The following is a 20,509-nucleotide window of genomic DNA, read 5'->3' on the forward strand; positions in this document are numbered from 1 at the left end:
GACGGCCGATCAGGAAGGGGGCGGCATCCAGCGGATCAAGAGCCAAAGGCACCGCGGGGTCCTTTCCGGCCGCGCGCCGCCCAGGGCAGAGTTCTGCCCTGGTACGAGCACATGGCACACTGGGGAGACAGCGACTTTTACACCGGTGTAGGAGTCCTACACGAGTGTAGGAGATAACGGAAGGGACGCCAAACGCATGGGCACCCGCACGCCAGGACAGGGCCCGAAGCTGCCCAACGGTGCACGCGAGGCCGAGATCCTCGAATTGCTGCAGCGGGCCGATGGCGCGCTGACCCCCCGCGAGGTCACCGAACGTCTGGGCAGCGAGCTGGCGTACAACAGCGTGGTGACGATCCTCACCCGCATGCACACCAAGCGGCTGCTCACCCGCACTCCGCGCGGCCGGGCCTACGCCTACGCCCCCGTGACCGACGACCCCGGCTTCGCCGCCCGCCGCATGCGCTCGGTCCTGGAGGAGCGGTCCGACCGCCAGGACGTCCTCGCCCGCTTCGCCGACGGCCTGTCCACCACCGACGCGGATCTGCTGCGCCAACTGCTCGACCCCGACCAGTAGGAAGAGGCCGCCGAGATGCGCATCGCCGTCTACATCCCGCTGCTGCTCTCCCTGCTCGCTCCCCTGGGAGCACGCCCCCTGGCGGAGCGGTGCGAACCCCGCCTGGCGACCTGGCTGCTCACCGCCTCGGCCCTCGTGCTGGGCACGGCGACCACCATCTCACTGGGCCTGCTGGCCATCACCGGGCTGATCCGCGTCCCCGAGCTGGCCGGTCTGGGCCACTGGTCGGCCCACACCGCGCAGCGCGACGACCCCGCCGAGCTGTCCGTCGCCCTGATCGCCGGCCTCCTGCTCGGCGCCGCCGTCCTCATGGCCGCCCGCATGCTCTGGCGGCGCGCCCGCACCCTGGCCACCGCCGCCCTGGAAGCGGCCTGTATGCCCGCCGAGGACGGCCTGGTCGTGATCGATGACGAGGCCCCCAACGCCTTCGCCATCCCCGGCCTGCCCGGCCGCGTCGTCGTCTCCACCGGCATGCTGCACACCCTGGACGAGACCGAGCGCCACATCCTGCTCGCCCACGAACGCGCCCACCTCACGGCCCACCATTACGCCTTCGTCGCCCTGACCCAGCTCGGCGCCGCCGCCAACCCCCTGCTACGCCCGCTCGCCACGGCCGTGACGTACACCATCGAACGGTGGGCCGACGAGAACGCGGCCACCGCCACCGGCGACCGCGAGCGGGTCGCCCGCACCGTCGGGAAGGCCGCCCTCGCCGCCCACCACGCCCCCGGCCGCACCCCGGGCGCCGCCCTGGCCATCCTCGGCCGCCGCACCCCGCTCGCCGCCGCCGGGCCCGTGCCACGCCGCGTCGCCGCCCTCCTCGCTCCCCCCTTCGGCCGCCACCCCCTCCTCACCGTCGCGACAGCCACGGTCCTCGCCGTCACCGCCCTGTCCACCGCCGAGGCCACCCACGACCTCCATCTCCTGCTGGAGGCCGTCGGCGCCTGATGGAACGCGGCGGTCAGTAGACGTCGCGCAGGTAGCGCTTGTCGGTGGCGAGTTGTTTGACGTACGCCGCCGCCCCGGCCTCGTCCAGGCCGCCGTGGACGGCGGCGATGTCCCGCAGGGCCTGGTCGACGTCCTCGGCCATGCGGGAGGCGTCGCCGCAGACGTAGAAGTGGGCGCCGTCCTGGAGCCAGGACCACAGCAGGTGGCCGTGTTCACGCATGCGGTCCTGGACGTATTTCTTGGCGCGCTCGTCGCGGGAGAACGCGGTGTCCAGGCGGGTGAGGATGCCATCGGCGAGGAACGCGGCCAGTTCCTCCTCGTAGTAGAAGTCGGTGGCGCGGTGCTGTTCCCCGAAGAACAGCCAGTTCGGGGCGCGGTGGCCGCGGGCCCGGCGTTCCTCCAGGAAGGCGATGAAGGGCGCGATGCCGGTGCCGGGGCCGACCATCACCGCCGGGGTGGCGGGGTCGGCGGGCAGGCGGAAGTGGGGTACGCGCTGGACCCGGACCGGTACTCGGGTGCCCGGCCCGGCGTCGGCGAGGAAGGCGGAGCAGACGCCCTGGCGCGTACGGCCACCCAGGTTCTCGTAACGGACGACGGAGACCGTCAGCGACACCAGGTGGGGGTCGGTCAGCGGGCTGGACGATATGGAGTACAGGCGGTGCCGCAGGCGCCCCAGCACATCGGTCCACTCCTGCGCCCCGGCCCGGATGCCGAACTCGGCGAGCACGTCCACGGCCTGCCGTCCCCAGGACCACTTCGCCAGCTCTCCCTGGTTGTCCGGGCGCAGGAGCTTCCGCAGGTCACGGGGGTCGCGGGTGCGATCGGCGACGAAGCGCAGCAGGCCGGGCGTGATACGGGTGATGTCCAGATGGCGCGACAGGGCCTCGGCGAAGGGCACCTCTCCCACGCTCTCGACCTGAACGGTCGCGTTCGGGTCGAGGCCGGTGACGGCCAGCCACTCGGCGACGAGGCCGGGCCAGTTGAGCGGTCGCACCGCCAGGGCGTCACCGGCCTCGTAGCCCAGTGGGGTCTCGCTGTCGCGGGTGTCGAAGGTGAAGCGGCGGACCTCCTTGCCCGCGCCAGGCAGACCCAGGCGACGGTTGCCGGTCAGGCGGGCGTTGGCGGGGGCCGTGGCGGTGGCGGGAATGCCCGACCCGAGCGGCGTCCCGGCTGTGGGGGGAGGCGGGGCGGGCGCCGGTGGCTCGGCGCTCTTCAGCTCGGCGCTCTTCAGCGTGGCGTTCTTCAGCGCCGTGAGTACCTGGTCGAGCCAGGCCCCGGCCTCGGCCTCGTAGTCCGGTTCGCAGTCGGTACGCGGGGCCAGCCGCATCGCGCCCAGTTCTTCCATCCTCCGGTCGAGGCGGCGGCCGTGGCCGCAGAAGTCGTCGTAGGAGGAGTCGCCGAAGGCCAGAACGGAGTAGCGCCGGTCCGGCAGGCGCGGCGCGTCGGGCGCGGTGAGGGCGGCCCAGAAGCGGGTGCCGTTGTCCGGTGCGTCGCCGTCGCCGAAGGTGCTCGTGATCAGCAGCAGGTCGGCGTCGGACGGCAGCGCGGCGGGGTCGGCCTCGTCCATGGGCACGCGGGAGGCGGCGTGGCCGTGCGCGGTGAGCCGCTCCACCGTGGCGGCCGCGAACTCCTCGGCGTTCCCGGTCTGGGACGCCCAGAGGATCACGATCTGGCGGCTCGGCATGTCCGCGGCCGGGGAGGACGACCGCGGGGAGTCGCCGACGTCGTGCGCGGTGGGACGCGCCGCCTCGGCTCCGGAGGCTCCGGTGGCTCCGGAGGATCCGGCGGCTCTGGAGTACATCCCGGCCAGCACGCCGTTCACCCACAGGGCGTGTGACGGGCTGAACGGGGCGTCCGCGGGCAGCATCGGCACGCCGGGCGCCCCGGACGGGATACCGGCGAGGAAGCCGGTCAGATACCGGCGTTCGGGTTCGGTGAGGGCCGGCGGCGGGGCGGGTTCCAGCCCGAAGAGTGCGCGAGCGGAAGCTGGGACGGCGGGCGGTGGCGGGACCGCCGTGCCCGCGGTGGACGCCGTGGCCGTGGACTGTGCGCCCGCCGACGCCGGAGGCCGCACCGTCACCGGGGTGGCCACCCTGGTCAGCGAAACCGCGCACACCTTGAACTCGGGCTGGAACGACAGCGGATCGACGGCGTCGCCGGTCACCGCGTTCACGCTGAGGTACTCCCCGAACAGGTCGTTCCAGTGGAACGGGGCGAAACAACAGCCGGGCCGCACCCGGTCGGTGACGACCGCGGGCAGTACGGCCCGGCCGCGCCGCGAGGCGACTTCCACCGAATCCCCCTCGGCGACGCCCAGCCCGGCCGCGTCCCGCGGGTGCACCTCCACGAACGGGCCGGGGCTGAGCTTGTTCAGCCGGGGCACCTTGGCCGTCTTCGTCAGGGTGTGCCACTGATCCCGCAGGCGGCCGGTGTTGAGTAGGTACGGGTAGTCGTCATCGGGCAGTTCGGCGGCCGGTATGTGCGGGCGGGGGTGGAAGACCGCGCGGCCGCTCGCGGTCGGGAAGCGCGGCGAGCCGTCCGCACCGACGTACCGGATCGGATTGCGGTCGGACCCCTCGGCGCTCGCGGCGGGCCACTGCACCGGGGTGGACCGCAGCCGCTGGTAGCTCACACCGCGCAGATCCCAGCCGGTCACCGGATTCCAGGCACGCTTGATCTCCTCGAAGACCTCCTCCGCGCTGTCGTACCCGAAGCCCTGCTCAAAGCCCATGGCACGGGCCACGGCCGCGATGATGCGCCAGTCCGCCAGCGCCTCGCCGGGCGGATCGACGGCCGGGCGGGCGAGGGTGAGGTTGCGCTCGCTGTTGATCAGGACGCTCTCGGTCTCGGTCCACAGCGCGCCGGGCAGCACGACATCGGCGTACGCGTTCGTCTCCGTCTCGGCGAACACGTCCTGCGTGACGACGAATTCGGCGGCCTCCAGGGCCTCGATGACCGTCTTGCGGTTCGCGACGGAGGCGACCGGGTTGGTGCAGATGATCCAGCATGCCTTGATGTCCCCGTCGGCCATCTTCCGGAACATCTCGACGGTGCCCTTGCCGACGCCGTCCGCGCGGATCGTGTCCGGCGGCAGCTCCCACAGGTGCTCGACGAAGGCCCGGTCGGCATCGGCGAGCACCGACCGCTGACCGGGGAGTCCCGGACCCATGTAGCCCATCTCCCGGCCGCCCATGGCGTTGGGCTGTCCGGTCAGGGAGAAGGGCCCGCTGCCCGGGCGGCAGATCGCGCCCGTGGCGAGGTGGAGGTTGACCAGCGCGTTGGTGTTCCAGGTGCCGTGCGTGGACTGGTTGAGGCCCATCGTCCAGCAGCTCATCCACTCGCCCGCCCCGCCGATCAGCCGGGCCGCCTCGCGGATGTCGTCCTCCGGGATGCCGGTGATCTCCGCGACGGTGGCGGGCGGGTAGTCGGCGAGGAACTCCGGTATCGCCTCCCAGCCCTCGGTGTGCGCGGCGATGAACTCGGCGTCGGTGTGGCCGTCGGCATGCAGGAGGTGCAGCAGCCCATTGAGCAGTGCCAGGTCCGTACCCGGCTCGATCTGCAGGAACAGGTCGGCCTTGGCCGCGGTGGCGGTGCGGCGCGGATCGACGACGATCAGCTTGGCACCGGCCGACTTCACCCGGTCCATCATCCGCAGGAAGAGGATGGGATGGCAGTCGGCCATGTTGGAGCCGATGACGAGGAAGACATCGGCCCTGTCGAAGTCCTGATAGGAGCCCGGCGGCCCGTCCGCGCCCAGCGAGAGCTTGTAGCCGGTGCCGGCACTGGCCATGCACAGCCGGGAGTTCGACTCGATCTGGTTGGTGCGGAGGAACCCCTTGGCCAGCTTGTTCGCGAGGTACTGGGCCTCCAGGCTCATCTGCCCGGACACATAGAGGGCGACCGCGTCCGGCCCGTGCTCGTCGACGATCGCCCGCAGCCGGCGCCCCGTCTCGGCGATCGCCTCGTCCCTGGACGTCGGCACCGGCTCTTCCGCACGATGCGGCCGCCGGAGCGCCGTGGTCAGGCGCCCGGGGGCGGCGAGCAGATCGGCCGTGGTGGCGCCCTTGGCGCACAGTCGGCCGAAATTCGCCGGGTGCGCCTTGTCCCCGGAAGCCTTCAGGACCGTACGGCGCCCGTCCGGCCCCCTGCCGACATCGAGGACCAAGCCGCATCCCACACCGCAGTACGAGCAGACCGTCCGCACCTTCGTCGTGTTCGTCGTGTTCTCGCTCCGGGAACCCGACGCGACCACGGGCGCCTCCTTTTCCTGTGCTCGGTCCGGTCCAGCCTTCCGGGACCGTACGAACCGCTCATCGCGCAGGTCTCTCAGGCCGGTCACCAGGGGGAAAACCCACCGCACAGGGCCCGCAGGGCGCCTGTCAGCAGGGATCATACTTCGCGAGGCCGGGAGGACCGGCGGCTCCGGCCGAACCGCGTCGGGAGCCGCCGTGATGGACATGCCACTGTGAGCCCCGCCGAACGTCCGGCTTACCCTGATTCGGCCGTTCGTCCGTGGACGGCACGCTCAGCGACCGCTATGCGACCAGGAGTACGCGATGGCCACCTCCACCGACGTGGAACCGCACCCGGAGGAGGCCCGTAAGGGGGGTCGGCTGCGGAGCTGGCTACTGGAGGGCCTGTCCGATATGGCCAAGCAGCAGCCGGGGCCGCACGCCCAGCCCCCGGAGGGGCACAAGGGCCAGCGGTGGTGGCGGGTGATGTGCCTCACCGGCGTGGACTACTTCTCCACGCTCGGCTACCAGCCCGGCATCGCCGCCCTCGCCGCCGGGCTGCTGTCCCCCGTCGCCACCATCGTGCTGGTGGCCGTGACCCTGGCCGGGGCGCTGCCGGTGTACCGGCGGGTGGCCAAGGAGAGCCCGCACGGCGAGGGGTCGATCGCGATGCTGGAACGGCTGCTGTCGTTCTGGCAGGGCAAGCTCTTCGTGCTGGCGCTGCTGGGGTTCGCGGCCACCGACTTCCTGATCACCATCACCCTCTCGGCCGCCGACGCCTCCACCCACCTGGTGGAGAACCCGCACTTCACCAGCGTTCTGCACGGCCATGAGGTGGTCATCACGCTGGGATTGATCGCCCTGCTCGGGGCCGTCTTCCTCAAGGGCTTCATGGAGGCCATCGGTGTGGCGGTGGTGCTCGTGGGCGGCTACCTGGCGCTGAACGCGGTCGTCGTGGTCGTCGGGCTGTGGCATGTGGCCACCGCGTCCCATGTGGTCACCGACTGGTCCCGGGCGCTGACCGCCGAGCACGGCAACCCGCTGGTCATGGTCGGTCTGGCGCTGGTGGTGTTCCCCAAACTCGCGCTGGGCCTGTCCGGATTCGAGACCGGTGTGGCCGTCATGCCCCATGTGGACGGCGGCCCCGGCGACACCGAGGAGCGTCCCACCGGACGGATCCGGGACACCAGGAAGCTGCTCACCACCGCCGCCGTGATCATGAGCGCCTTCCTGATCACCACGAGCTTCATCACCACCGTGCTGATCCCGCAGGACGAGTTCAAGGCCGGCGGCGCGGCCAATGGACGAGCCCTCGCGTATCTCGCACACCACTATCTGGGGTCCGTCTTCGGCAGCGTCTACGACGCCGCGACCATCGGCATCCTGTGGTTCGCGGGCGCCTCCGCGATGGCCGGGCTGCTCAACCTGATGCCGCGCTATCTGCCCCGCTACGGCATGGCCCCGCACTGGGCCCGCGCGGTGCGTCCCATGGTGCTGGTCTTCACCCTGATCGGCTTCCTGGTCACCTGGCTCTTCGACGCCGACGTGGACGCCCAGAGCGGTGCCTACGCCACCGGGGTGCTGGTCCTGATGACCTCCGCCGCCGTCGCGGTCACCATCGCCGCCCGCCGCGCCCGGCAGCGGGGCTGGACCGTCGGCTTCGGCGTGATCTCCGTGGTCTTCGTCTACACCACGGCGGTGAACGTGGTGGAACGCCCCGACGGTGTGAAGATCGGCGCGTGCTTCATCGCGGGCATCATCCTGGTCTCACTGCTGTCCCGGCTCGCCCGCGCCTTCGAACTGCGCGTGACGGACATGGAGCTGGACGACACGGCGGAGCGGTTCGTCCGGGACGCCGCCACCCGGCGCATACGGTTCATCGCCAATGAGCCGGACAACCGCGACCCGGCCGAATACCGCGACAAGATTCAGCAAATCCGTACCGACAACGACATCCCGGCCACTGAGGACCTCATCTTCGTCGAGGTCAGCGTGCGTGATCCGTCCGACTTCGAGACGGCGGTGCGGGTGCGCGGCGAGGTGCTGCACGGCCGGTACCGGGTGCTCACCCTCGACGGCTCCAGCATCCCCAACTCGCTGGCCGCCCTGCTGCTCCACATACGGGACGCCACCGGGCAGCGGCCGCACATCTACTTCGAGTGGACCGAGGGCAGCCCGTTCGCCCAGTTCCTGCGGTTCTTCCTGTTCGGCCAGGGGGAGGTCGCACCCGTCACCAGGGAAGTGCTCCGCGAGGCCGAGCCCGACCGGGCCCGTCGGCCACACGTTCACGTCGGCTGAGCGCCGGGATCCCGTTGAAGCCGGGGCCGACGGCGACCCGGGCCGTGGGCGTACCGGCTGACCCATGAGGCCCACGGGTCCTCGACGGCCTCACGCCGGAGGCTCCCGGGTCGGCGCCGCGGCGTCGGCGACGATGGCCCGCAGTGCCTCGATGTGGCCGTTGAAGGCATCCCGGCCGGCGCTGGTGAGCCGGGCGCGCACCTTCCGGCGGCTGCCGCTGAGCCGGCGCTCCGTGGCGACGTACCCGGCCTCTTCGAGTGTCGTGAGCTGTTTGGACAGCGCCGAGTCGGAAAGCTGGAGCCGGTCCTTGAGGAAGGCGAACTCCGCCCAGTCGGCGGCCGCCAGGGTCGCCACCAGCGACAGGCGGGTGCTGGGGTGGATCAGTTCGTCGAATCGCGCCTTCGTCATGCCCGCGCCCACCGACGCAGAACGCGCAGCATTTCCGGTCCGCCGAACCCGACGACGGTCGCGGTCAGCACCGCCGCCCAGATGCCGGCATGGCCGGCGCCGTCGGCGTCGAGCGCGAGCGCCACCAGGACGGTGACCCCGATGAGCCCGAGCAGCATGCCGACCACGACCAGGGGGATGCGGTGACCGGCGACCGCCGTGCTCACCCGCAGCCGATCCGTGCGCCGGCGTCCGTCGAGCAGGCGGGACGCGAACACCCCGTGCCCCACACCGAAGCCCACCGTCGCGACCCCGGCCGGCCAGGGCGGAAGCACATTGCCGAGCACACCCAGCAGAACCCAGCCGGCCGCCATGGCCCACCAGTAGCCACGGGGCAGGCCGACTTCCTCGGCCACCTGCCGCCGGGCACGGTCGGCGGCGTCGAGGGCGGTGCGGGCCTGCTCCGGAGCGATCTTGTCCATGACGAGACCTCACTTTCCTGCCAGGAAAGTAAGCGTCCTACTTTCCTGACAGGAAAGTCAAGAGTCGGGGGATCCACCATGGAGTGCCGGGCGGTTCTGGCGCCGGAGGGAGCCTCAACGCCGCGCGTGGCGGATCTTCAAGCGTCCGAACCCCACGGCTCCGGAGATCCGGATCTTCGGGCCGCCGGGGCCGCCGGGGCCGCCGGGCAGAGCCGGTCGGGGCTTGTAGCGCAGGTCCTTCCACCCGGTGTGCAGGCCCTCGACGTCGACGATCGCGTCGCGCGGGACCGTGATCCTGGCCCTGCCGGTGCCCAGTTGCAGCTCGATGTCGACGACCGGATGCTCGATGACCGCCCGGGACAGGTCCAGGTGCACCCTTCCGAACGCCGACTCGACCTTGAGGATTCGCGGCACCCGCCATGGACCGCGCCGCCGGATCCGTCCGCTGTGGGCGGCGATCGTGGACGCGGTGCCCGGGGGCTCCGCCGGAAGCGAGGCCAGAGCCGACTCCAGCTCACCGCGGGTCGTGGCGGTGAGCACCGTGTCAAGGCGCTGATCCATCTCCTCGTGCGAGATGTGCCCTTCGGCGTACGCGTCCTGCAGCCGCCGCACGGCGGTGTCGCGGTCGTCTTCGCTGACGAGTGACGGCGGGTCTTCCGGCGGAGAGGTCACCGTCGCACTCTACTGCCGTGCCCGGCGCCTGAGCCGCGGCGATGACCCTATCCGGCGCATCCGCGCGGCCGCGGGGCCGCGGGGCCGCGGGGCCGCGGGGCCAGAAGGACCCTAGCCATGGGCAGGAGGGGTGTCCCGCGGTTCGGAGGGGGCGAGGAGGTACGAATGGAGCTGCCCGAGCAGTTCCGCGATGCCTTCCCTGTCGGCGCGGTAGCGGACCAGTTTGCCGCTGCGCGTCGACTGGAGGAGACCGCCGCGACGGAGGACCGCGAGGTGCTCGGAGGCGGTCGACGGGCCGAGTCCGGCACGCTCGGCGGCCTCGCCGACGGTGAGCTCCTCCCCGTCGGCGAAGTGCGCGAAGAGCTTCTGACGGGTTCCGCTGGTCAGCGCCTTGAGGAAGACCTGGAGGTCATCGCCGGGTACGGCGGCCCCGGGGCCTATCGCCCGTCCCGCACCGGGCTCCGCCCGCCCGGACACCCGGTCACCGGCCGCCCGCGGGCGCTCGTCCGGGACCCGGTACGGGCGGGGGACGCGGAGGGGGCGGTGGAGGTCGAACTCGGTCGGAGGGATGTCCAGGGCTGAGCACGCCTCGCGGACGACGTCCCGTTCGCTCTCGTCGAAGTAGCCGTCGGCGCAGCCGATGACGATGCCGATCTGGATGACGGCCCGAGCCTCGGCGGGCCGCCGCTTCGCCTTGCCGATCTCCCGCATGGCGCTCGCCGTGCCGAGGGTGAAGTCGGTGGTGAGCTCGTCGAGGTGGTCCTCGAAGCGGCGGTGCAGATCGTCCGGGGGAAAGTTCTGGAGCACGTCGTTGGTGGCGATGAGCTGGGCGACGCGCCGCCGCTCGGAGGGGTCGATCGTGCCGTCCGCCGCCGCCACCAAGGCACACATGGCCATGCTCGCGTCCCGGAACGCCCCGCTCTGCAACTCGTGCTTCTTCGCCGTGAGCTGAGCCTGCATCGTCTGGACCGAGTCTCTGAGGCGGTCCCACAGCGTCATCTGCATCTCCTTCTCAGTAATACCTCCATTGTGGGCGGAAAACAGAATCTACATGTTTGTAGATCCGCCGCGCGAAAGCCGGTGCGAGTCCGGCGTGGTCCCGCCACTGTGACCGGGGAGCGGCCCTCCCGTATGTCACTCCCGCGGCCATTCGTCACCTCACCGGCCATCCCCCCTCCCCCGCGTTCCTCCTGACCGCCGCTGCCGCCACCGCGGTCAGGGGGAATGAGGGGGATCTTTAGGGGACGGCCCGCTCGCCGCCGGAACAAGAATTTCAACAACAGCGGCGAGCTTCTTCGAGCTCGTTGGAGCTTTCTCTCCCGGGCCTTCTTTCCCCCAGGCCGCGCAACCGGAGCGCGGCTGTCCCGCGCGCGGGGCGATCCCGCGCGGGTCGGTCGCTGCTCCCGCGCGCCCTGCTTCGAACCGAGAGGTGTGGCGGCATGCTACGGACTGACCTGATCCGGCCGGTGCCGGAACTGCTCCAGGCCAACGCGGATCGCTTCGGTGACAAGCCGGCCTGTTCCGACGGCCACCGTACGGTCAGCCATGCCGATCTCGAGCGCCGTACCCGGCGGCTGGCCGGTCATCTCGCCGGGCTGCGGCTGCACCCCGGCGACCGCGCGATGATCTGCCTGGGCAACCGCGTCGAGATGCTGGAGAGCTACTTCGGCGTCCTGCGCGCGAACGCCATCACGGTGCCGGTCAACCCGCGTTCGACCGATGCGGAGCTCTCGTATCTGCTCGCCGACAGCGGCGCCCGGCTGGTGCTCACCGATATCGCCCACGCCGACCAGTTCGACCGGCTGCGGGAGCGGTTCCCGGAGCTGAGGGTGGTGGTCAGCGGGGACGGCCCGCTGCCGAAGGGTTTCATCGCGTTCGAGCCGCTGCCGGACACGGAGCCGGAGCTGGCGGCCCGCGACGACCTGGGCCTGGACGAGATCGCGTGGATGCTCTACACCTCGGGCACCACCGGCCTGCCGAAGGGCGTGCTGTCCACCCAGCGGAACTGCCTGTGGTCCCTGGCCGCGTGCTACGTACCCGTGACCGGGCTGACCGCAGAGGACCGCGTGCTGTGGCCGCTCCCCCTCTTCCACAGCCTTTCGCACATCGTATGTCTGCTGGCGGCGACCGCCGTCGGGGCCAGTACCCGGATCGTGGACGGGGTGTCGACGCCCGATGTGCTGGAGGCGCTGCGCGAGGACCGCTCGACCTTCGTCGCCGGAGTGCCGACGCTCTATCACCACCTGATCGAGGCGGCGCGGGAGCGTGACTTCGCCGCCCCCCAGCTGCGGATCGCCCTCGTGGGCGGGGCGGTGGCCACGGCGGACCTGGTCAGGTCGTTCGAGTCCACCTTCGGGGTGCCGCTCGTCGACGCGTACGGCAGTACCGAGACATGTGGCGCGATCGCGGCGAACTGGCCCACCGGCCAGCGCGTCGAGGGCTCGTGCGGGCTGCCGGTACCGGGGCTGACGGTGCGGCTGGTGGATCCGGACACGGGTGTGGACGTTCCGGCCGGGCAGGAGGGCGAGTTCTGGGTGTCCGGGCCGAACATCATGGCCGGGTACCACAACCAGCCGGAGGCGACGGCCGCGGCGCTGCGCGACGGCTGGTACCGCACCGGGGACCTCGGCCGCCGCGACAAGGCCGGGTTCTGCACGGTGACCGGCCGGATCAAGGAACTCATCATCCGCGCCGGGGAGAACATCCACCCGGGCGAGGTCGAGGCCGTGCTGCGCACCGTGCCCGGCGTGGCGGACGTGGCCGTGGTGGGCAAGCCGCACGCGGTGCTCGGCGAGGTGCCGGTGGCCTTCGTGGTGCCCGGCCCGGACGGCTTCGATCCGTCGGCGCTGCTGACCACCTGCCGCGAGCGGCTGTCGTACTTCAAGGTCCCGGAGGAGATCTACGAGATCGCGCGGGTGCCGCGCACCGCCTCGGGAAAGATCACCCGGCACGTACTGCTGGAGCTGCCCGCACGGCTGCGGGCCGCCGGGGACGGCCAGTACGACTCGCTGCTGCGGCTGGACTGGGTACCGCAGGCGGCGCTGCCGGACGCCCCGGCGGAGAGCGGCGCTTGGGCGCTGGCGGACTCCGACGCGCTCGGCCTCGCGGAGGGGCTGCGGGGCGCCGGGGTGGACGTACGGGTGGTGGACGGCGCCGTGGCGGACGGCGCTGTGGCGGACGGCGCCGTGGCGGACGGCTCCCCGAGCCCGGATGTGGTCGTGGTGACGCCCGCGGTGCGGGGCACGCCCGGTGCAGGGCAGGACCCGATCGGCGAGTCGGCGGCCCGGCTGGGCGCGTGGCTGGCCGACGACCGGCTGGCCGGGACGAGGTTCGTGGTGGCCACGACGGGCGCGGTGGCCACCGGCGCCGAGGAGGCCGCACCGGAGCCACTGGCGGCGGCGCTGTGGGGTGTGGTGCGGTCGCTGCAGGCCGCGTACCCCGGCCGGCTGACGCTGGTGGACGTGTCCGGTGGCTCGGACGCGTCCACGGACGTCGGCGTATCCGCGGACGTCGGCGCGTCCACGGACGTCGGCGCGTCCACGGACGTCGGCGCGTCCACGGACGTCGGCGTATCCGCGGACGTCGGCGTATCCGCGGACGTCGGCGTATCCACGGGCGTCCAGGGGGCCGGGGAGGACGACCGGGTGGCCGCGCTGCGGCGTGCCGTCGGGGACGGGCACGACCAGGCGGCGATCCGTACCGGCGTACTGCTGGTGCCGCGCCTGACGCGGACCTCGGTCCCCCCGGAGCCGGATCCCGCCCCGGCCCTCGACCCGGACGGCCTGGTCGTGATCACCGGTGGCGACACCACCCGTGGCACCGCCCTGGCCCGCCACCTGGTGACCGCGTACGGCGCCCGCCACCTGCTGCTGCTCAGCGCGAACGGTCTGCCGGAGGACGCGGCGGCCGCGTTGCGCGGCGAGTTGGAGCGGGACGGGGCAGAGGTCTCGATGGCCGTGTGCGACCCGGCCGACCGGACGGCGCTGGACTCGGCGCTGGACGCGCGGGACCGGCCGGTGACCGCCGCGGTGCACATCGAGGAGCCGGGCCCGGAGCGGTCGCTCGACGCGTCGCTGCGTGGCATGACGCACCTGGAGGAGCTGGCCCGGCGGGCCGACCCGGCGCTGTTCGTCGTCGTCACCTCCGCCGCCGGGGTGCTGGGGTCGCCGGGCCACCCGGAGCGGGCTGCCGCCGACCAGTTCGGCGAGGCCCTGGTGCGGCGGCGCCGGGCGCTGGGCCTCGGCGGGCTGGCCCTGGCATGGGGCCCGCTGCCGGGCGAGCACGGCACGGCGCCGGTGGCCGGTGCCGTGCCCCTGCCCGAGGCGCTGGCCCTCTTCGACGCGGCGCTGACCGCCGACCAGGGCCCGCTGGTGCTGCTCAGGCCGAGCACCACGGGGCTGCCGGGCGGCGAGCCGGTGCCCGCGGTACTGCGCCACCTGGTGGACACGCCGTCCGGCGCACCGGCGTCGGATGAGCCCGCCGTCGCGGAGTTCCGGCGGCGGCTGGAAGCCGAGAGCGAGTCCGGACGGCAGCGCACGGCGCTGGGGCTGGTGCGCGAACACGCCGCGGCGACGCTGGGGCTGGCCTCCGCCGACGCCGTTGAGGCCGACCAGGCGTTCAGCGCGTTCGGCTTCACCTCCCTGACCGCCGTCGCGCTGAGGAACCGGCTGAACGCGGCCACCGGCGCACGGCTCGCCGCCACGGTGGTCTTCGACCACCCGACCCCCGCCGCGCTGGCGCGGCATCTGGTGCGCGAGATCACCGGGAGGCGGAGCGAGCAGGAGCGGGCGCCGGTGCGGGCACGCGGGATGTCCGACGAGCCGGTGGCCATCGTCGCGATGGGCTGCCACCTCCCGGGCGACGTCAGGACCCCCGAGGACCTGTGGCGGCTGGTGGCCGACGGCCGGGACGCGATCGCCGGGTTCCCGGAGGACCGGGGCTGGGATCTGGCCGGGCTGTTCGACTCCGATCCGGACGCCGTGGGCACGTCCTACGTGCGCGAGGGCGGTTTCCTCAGCGACGCGGGCGGGTTCGACGCCGCCTTCTTCGGCATCTCACCCCGTGAGGCGCTGGCCATGGATCCGCAGCAGCGGCTGCTGCTGGAGACGGCGTGGGAGACTCTCGAGAACGCGGGAATCGACCCGACGTCGCTGCACGGCACCGACGTCGGCGTGTTCAGCGGGGTGATGTACCACGACTACGGGGCCGACGCCGGGACCGCGGCGGAGGGCCTGGAGGGCCATCTCGGCGTGGGCAGCGCCGGGAGCGTCGTCTCCGGGCGCGTGGCCTATGCGCTGGGCCTGACCGGGCCCGCGGTGACCGTGGACACGGCCTGCTCGTCCTCGCTGGTGGCGCTGCACCTGGCGGTTCAGGCGGTGCGTACGGGCGAGTGCTCGTTGGCGCTGGCCGGGGGTGTCGCGGTGATGAGCAGGCCGACGTCGTTCATCGAGTTCTCCCGCCAGCGCGGCCTCGCCCCCGACGGCCGTTGCAAGTCCTTCGCGGAGGGGGCTGACGGCACCAACTGGTCCGAAGGTGTCGGTCTGGTGCTGCTGGAACGGCTGTCGGACGCCCGCCGCAACGGACATCAGGTGCTGGCCGTCGTACGCGGTACGGCGGTCAACCAGGACGGGGCCAGCAACGGCCTCACCGCCCCCAACGGCCCGTCGCAGGAGCGGGTGATCCGGCAGGCGCTGGCGAACGCCGGGCTGTCGGCGGCCGATGTGGACGCGGTCGAAGCCCACGGCACCGGTACCAGCCTCGGCGACCCCATCGAGGCCCAGGCACTCCTGGCCACCTACGGCCAGAACCGCCCGGCCGAAAGTCCGCTGTGGCTGGGGTCGTTGAAGTCCAACATCGGGCATGCGCAGGCGGCGGCGGGCGTGGCCGGTGTGATCAAGATGGTGCTGGCGATGCGGCACGACACGCTGCCGAAGACGCTCCACGCCGAGGAGCCCACCAGCAAGGTGGACTGGGCTTCGGGTGCGGTGTCGCTGCTGTCCGAGGCGCGGGCGTGGCCGGAGACGGGAAACCCACGCCGCGTGGGAATCTCGTCCTTCGGCGTCAGCGGGACGAACGCACATGTGATCCTGGAGCAGGCACCGGAAGCGGAAGCGCCCGAAGCGGAAGCGGAGACGGACGAGCAGGGTACGCCTGGGCTGGTGGCCACCGGCGGAGTGGTGCCCTGGGTGCTGTCCGGCAAGACCCCGGCCGCGCTGCGGGCCCAGGCGGAGCGCCTGGTCAACCACCTGGAAGCAGCGGACGCCCCACGTGCGGTGGACGTGGGCTGGTCACTGGCCACCACCCGCGCCACCCTGGAACACCGCGCCATCATCCTCGCCACGGACACCGAAGGCGGCACCACAACCGCCCGCGCCCTGGCAGAAGGACGACCCGACCCACAGCTGATCACCGGACAGACCGGAACGGACGGCAAAACCGTCTTCGTCTTCCCCGGCCAGGGCGCCCAATGGGTCGGCATGGGAGCCCAACTCCTGGGCACCTCACCGGTCTTCGCCGCCCGGATGCAGGAGTGCGCCAAGGCCCTGGCCCCGTACACCGACTGGAACCTCATCGACGTCATCACCGGCACACCCGACGCACCCTCCCTCGAGCGAGTCGACGTCGTCCAGCCCGCCACCTTCGCCGTCGTCGTCTCCCTCGCCGCCCTCTGGCAATCCGTCGGCATCCACCCCGACGCCGTCATCGGCCACTCCCAAGGCGAAATCGCCGCCGCCCACATCGCCGGACACCTCACCCTCCCCACCGCCGCCAAAATCGTCACCCTCCGCAGCCAGACCATCGCCCACCACCTCGCCGGACACGGCGGCATGATGTCCCTCGCCGCCCCCGCCAACACCATCAACCTCACCGACTGGCACGGCAAACTCTGGATCGCCGCCCACAACGGCCCCAACACCACCGTCATCGCAGGCGACACCGACGCCCTCCACCAACTCCACACCCACTACACCAACCAAAACACCAGAGCCCGCATCATCCCCGTCGACTACGCCTCCCACACCGGACACGTCGACACCATCGAAGACCAGCTCCACCACGCACTCCAAGACATCACCACCCAACCCGGCACCATCCCCTGGCTCTCCACCGTCACCGGCCAGTGGATCGAACCCGACACCCCCAACAGCCACTACTGGTACCGCAACCTCCGCCAAACCGTGCAATTCGAACCCACCATCCGCACCCTCGCCGAGAACGGCTACCGCACCTTCATCGAAATCAGCCCCCACCCCGTCCTCACCACCGCCATCCAAGAAACCCTCGAAACCACCAACACCCCCCACACCACCGTCACCGGCACCCTCCGCCGCGACGACGACACCCCCACCCGCTTCCTCACCCACCTCGCCGAACTGTCCACCAGGGGAACACCAATGGACTGGCCCACCGCGTACACCGGATCACAACCCTCCCAAATCCCGCTCCCCACTTACCCCTTCGAACATGAGACGTTCTGGCTGGACCGCGGCGGTCCGGGCGACGTCCGTGCCGTGGGGCTGGAGGACACCGGCCATCCGCTGGTCGGTGCCGTGGTGAGCGTGCCCGATACCGGAGGTGTGCTGCTCACCGGACGTCTCTCCCTGCGCAGCCACCCCTGGCTGGCCGACCACGCCGTCTCCGGCACCGTCCTGCTCCCCGGTACGGCGATGGTCGAGCTGGCGGTGCGCGCCGGGGACGAGGCGGACACGCCCACCCTGGAAGAGCTGGTCATCAGCCGGCCGATGACGGTGCCGGACGAGGGCACTCTGCACGTCCAGGTGCTCGTCGGTGGCGAGGACCGCGGGCGCCGCAAGGTGGCGGTCTACTCGCGCCCGGAGGGCATGCGGCAGTGGACCGAGCATGCCACCGGCACCCTGACCGCGGGAGCCACCGCCCCGGCGGCCGAGGCCGCCCGGCCGTGGCCGCCCGAGGGCTCGGAGCCGGTCGCCCTCGAGGGGTTCTACGAGCATCTGGCCGAGGTCGGGTACGAGTACGGCCCGGCGTTCCGCGGGCTCAGGGCGGTGTGGAAGCGGGACCACGAGGTGTTCGCCGAGGTGTCCGTGCCCGAGGAGCAGACCGGGGTGGCCGGGCGGTTCGGCATCCATCCGGCGTTGCTGGACGCCACCCTGCACGCCGGGAACTTCTGCTTCCAGTCCGATGGTGAGCGGCCCACGATGCTGCCGTTCGCATGGACCGACGTGCGGCTCCACGCCGTGGGGGCCACCGCCGTACGGGTGCGGGCGACGGTGTCCGACGGGGACGGGCTGTGCGTACGGATCACCGATCCGCAGGACGTGCCGGTGGCCACGATCGGCTCCCTCCAGCTCCGGGAGACCACACCCGACCAGTTGCGCGCCCTGTCCGCCGCATCGGGCGGCGACGCGCTGTGGGCGGTCGACTGGGCCGAGTGCGGGCTCGGCGATTCGGAAGCCCGGTGGGCCACGCTCGGGGAGAGCCGGCTCCCGGATTCCCCGCCGAGCTTCGCCGATGTCTCCGGGGTCGCGGAGGCCGTGGGGGTGGCGGAGGCCGGGGAGCGGCCCGCCGTGCTCGTCGCCGACGTGTCCGCCTGGGTGCCGGAGAAGACCGGGCCCATCGACCGTACGCACGCGCTCTGCGCCCAAGTCCTGGATCTGCTGCGGCAATGGGTGGACCGGCCCGAACTCGCCGACACCCGCCTGGTCGTCCTCACCCAGGGCGCCATGGCCGTCCACGACACCGCCGAGGTCACCGACCCGGCCGCGGCCGCCGTCTGGGGCCTGGTCCGCTCGGCCCAGTCCGAGCACCCCGGCCGCGTCCAGCTCATCGACACCGACGATCGCTCCCACCAGGCCCTGCCCATCGCGCTCGCCACCACCGAGGCCCAACTCGCCCTGCGCGACGCCACCGCCTACACCCCCCACCTGACGCCCGCACCCGCCACCACACCCGAGCCCCTCGCCCTCGACCCCGAGGGAACCGTCCTCATCACCGGCGGCACCGGCACGCTGGGCGCCCTCACCGCGCGCCACCTCATCACCCACCACCACGCGCGCCACCTCCTCCTGGTCAGCCGCCAGGGGCCCGACGCGCCCGGCGCCACGGACCTCGCCACCGAACTCACCGAAGTCGGTGACCACACCGAACTCGGCGCACACGTCCGCATCGCCGCCTGCGACACCGCCGACCGCGGCCAACTCACCGCCCTGCTGGCCGACATCCCGGCCGACCACCCCCTCACCGCCGTCGTGCACACCGCCGGAACCCTCGACGACGCGCTGCTCACCGATCTCACCCCGCAGCGCCTCGACACCGTCTTCCGCCCCAAGGTCGACGCCCTCACCCATCTCCACGACCTGACCCGCGATCTCGACCTCTCGGCGTTCGTCGTCTACTCCTCGGCCACCGGCGCCCTCGGCACCCCCGGCCAGGCCAACTACGCGGCCGCCAACACCTACGCGGACGCCCTCGCCCAGCAGCGCCACGCCGCCGGGCTCCCCGCCACCTCACTCGCCTGGGGCCTGTGGGAGACCACCAGCGCCCTCACCGCGGGCATGACCACCACCCAGCAGCAACGCACCCGCGACAGCGGTGTCGTCCCGCTGGCCGACGCCGACGGTATGCGCCTCCTCGACACCGCGCTCGCCACCTCTCACCCCCACCTCATCCCCCTCAAACTCGACCTCGCCGCCCTCCAGAACAACACCAGCCCCCAGACCCTCCCGCCCCTGCTCCGCACCCTCATCCGCGGCCACCACCGCCCCACCGCCCACACCACGGCCCAGCCCGAGGACGACGCCCCGTCCCTCGCCCAAGAGCTGGCCGCCCTCGACCCGACCCAGCGGCACCAGCGCCTCACCGAACTCGTCCGCGCCGAGGCCGCGGCCGTCCTCGGACACGCCACCACGGACGCGGTGGGGCCGGACGACGCGCTCTTCGAGATCGGGTTCGACTCACTGACCGCGGTGGAACTGCGCAACCGCCTCAACGCGGCCACCGGCCTCCAGCTCGCGGCGGCGATGCTCTTCGACTACCCCACCCCGTCGATGGCCGCCGAGCACCTCCAGGACCAGCTCGCGCTGGACGCGGCCACCACGGACGCACACGGGGCGGCCCGGGAGGCGGCGGAAGACGACGACCAGAGCACGGAGAGGTGACACACAGCATGTTCGACGTGGCGAAGTATCTGCGGCGCATCGGGGTGGAGGGGACACCCCCGCCGACCCTCGACACCCTCCGCCATCTGCACAAACGGCATCTCATGGCGGTCCCGTACGACAACTCCACGGCCCCCGACCGGCTCCCGGCCTCGCGGCACCTGACGAACGTCCCGCTGGACCTGGTCTTCGAGCATGTGGTGACCGAGGGCCATGGCGGGGTGTGCTACGAGCTGAACCGGCTGTTCCACACCCTGCTGGCCGAACTCGGCTACGACGTGCGCATGGTGGCGGCGGCGGTGCGGCAGGCGAACGGCACCTTCGGCCCGGAGCGGGAGCACACCTTCGACCTGGTCCATCTCGACGGCCGGACCCACCTCGTGGACGTCGGCTTCCCCGGGCCGTCGTATTCGGAGCCGCTGTCCCTGTCCGAGGAGGAGCAGCACCAGTACGGCTGCTCGTACCGCGTGACCGAACAGGACGGCTACCGGGTGGTGGAACGGCGGCCCAAGGAGACCGACTGGCAGCCGGTGTACCGGTTCCGGCCGGAGCTTGCCGACCCCGCCGGCTGGGACGCGGTGCGGCTGGACAGCCTGGACGACTACGCACAGGACTCGGTGCTCGCCGGAACCACCTTCCGCAGCCGGGCCACGGGCAACGGAAAGATCGTGCTGATCGGCAGGCGCTACTTCACCGTCGAGGACGGGGTGGAGCGCACCAAGGTGCTGGTGAAGGCGGACGAATTCCAGGACGTGGTCGATCTGATCCTGGCGGGCGAATGAG

At 72.1% G+C, this 20,509-nt stretch carries 10 protein-coding genes and 1 pseudogene; 5 read left to right on the forward strand and 6 right to left on the reverse strand.

Going from position 1 to position 20,509, the window contains the following annotated elements:
- Positions 1-196 precede the first annotated feature (196 nt).
- Both NP777_RS07280 and NP777_RS07285 read left to right on the forward strand, forming a co-directional pair.
- Positions 197-574, forward strand: coding sequence for a BlaI/MecI/CopY family transcriptional regulator (locus NP777_RS07280; RefSeq protein WP_256649227.1), 378 nt, complete (start codon positions 197-199; stop codon positions 572-574).
- Between the two features lie 15 nt (positions 575-589).
- A complete protein-coding gene (locus NP777_RS07285) occupies positions 590-1,522 on the forward strand; it encodes a M56 family metallopeptidase (RefSeq protein WP_256649228.1) in 933 nt (310 codons plus the stop codon).
- A 13-nt stretch (positions 1,523-1,535) separates the two neighbouring features.
- Here the strand turns inward: NP777_RS07285 and NP777_RS07290 are convergent, their stop codons facing one another.
- Positions 1,536-5,774 (reverse strand): molybdopterin-dependent oxidoreductase, encoded by a 4,239-nt coding sequence (locus tag NP777_RS07290; protein WP_256649229.1) that lies wholly within the window; start codon positions 5,772-5,774, stop codon positions 1,536-1,538.
- A gap of 304 nt (positions 5,775-6,078) precedes the next feature.
- Here NP777_RS07290 and NP777_RS07295 point away from each other — a divergent pair, with 304 nt between their 5' ends.
- On the forward strand, positions 6,079-8,052 hold the full coding sequence (locus tag NP777_RS07295; protein WP_256649230.1) for an APC family permease: 1,974 nt from the start codon (positions 6,079-6,081) through the stop codon (positions 8,050-8,052).
- 90 nt (positions 8,053-8,142) lie between these two features.
- Here NP777_RS07295 and NP777_RS07300 read toward each other — a convergent pair whose 3' ends face one another.
- From NP777_RS07300 to NP777_RS07320, 5 genes and pseudogenes are all read right to left on the reverse strand, one after another.
- Positions 8,143-8,460, reverse strand: a complete 318-nt coding sequence (locus tag NP777_RS07300; protein WP_256649231.1) for a winged helix-turn-helix domain-containing protein — start codon at positions 8,458-8,460, stop codon at positions 8,143-8,145.
- Positions 8,457-8,921 carry a hypothetical protein gene (locus NP777_RS07305; RefSeq protein ID WP_256649232.1) on the reverse strand — a complete coding sequence of 155 codons (465 nt, stop codon included), beginning with the start codon at positions 8,919-8,921 and terminating at the stop codon, positions 8,457-8,459. The genes NP777_RS07300 and NP777_RS07305 overlap by 4 nt, the downstream gene beginning before the upstream one ends.
- 114 nt (positions 8,922-9,035) lie before the next feature.
- Complete coding sequence (locus NP777_RS07310) at positions 9,036-9,593, reverse strand: DUF1707 SHOCT-like domain-containing protein (protein ID WP_256649233.1); 558 nt, start codon at positions 9,591-9,593, stop codon at positions 9,036-9,038.
- 111 nt (positions 9,594-9,704) lie between these two features.
- Positions 9,705-10,070 (reverse strand): ArsR/SmtB family transcription factor, encoded by a 366-nt coding sequence (locus NP777_RS07315; RefSeq protein ID WP_256649496.1) that lies wholly within the window; start codon positions 10,068-10,070, stop codon positions 9,705-9,707.
- Between the two features lie 69 nt (positions 10,071-10,139).
- Positions 10,140-10,592, reverse strand: a pseudogene (locus NP777_RS07320) (tellurite resistance TerB family protein); the annotation flags it as partial.
- A gap of 440 nt (positions 10,593-11,032) precedes the next feature.
- Between NP777_RS07320 and NP777_RS07325 the strand changes: the two are divergent.
- A complete protein-coding gene (locus NP777_RS07325) occupies positions 11,033-19,726 on the forward strand; it encodes a type I polyketide synthase (RefSeq protein WP_256649234.1) in 8,694 nt (2,897 codons plus the stop codon).
- The gene (locus NP777_RS07330) at positions 19,723-20,508 is read left to right on the forward strand and encodes an arylamine N-acetyltransferase family protein (protein ID WP_256649235.1); all 786 of its coding nucleotides are present in this window, start codon (positions 19,723-19,725) and stop codon (positions 20,506-20,508) included. The genes NP777_RS07325 and NP777_RS07330 overlap by 4 nt, the downstream gene beginning before the upstream one ends.
- The last annotated feature ends 1 nt before the right edge of the window (position 20,509 follow it).

This window comes from Streptomyces rugosispiralis (assembly GCF_024505145.1).
Classification (GTDB): Bacteria; Actinomycetota; Actinomycetes; order Streptomycetales; family Streptomycetaceae; genus Streptomyces; species Streptomyces rugosispiralis.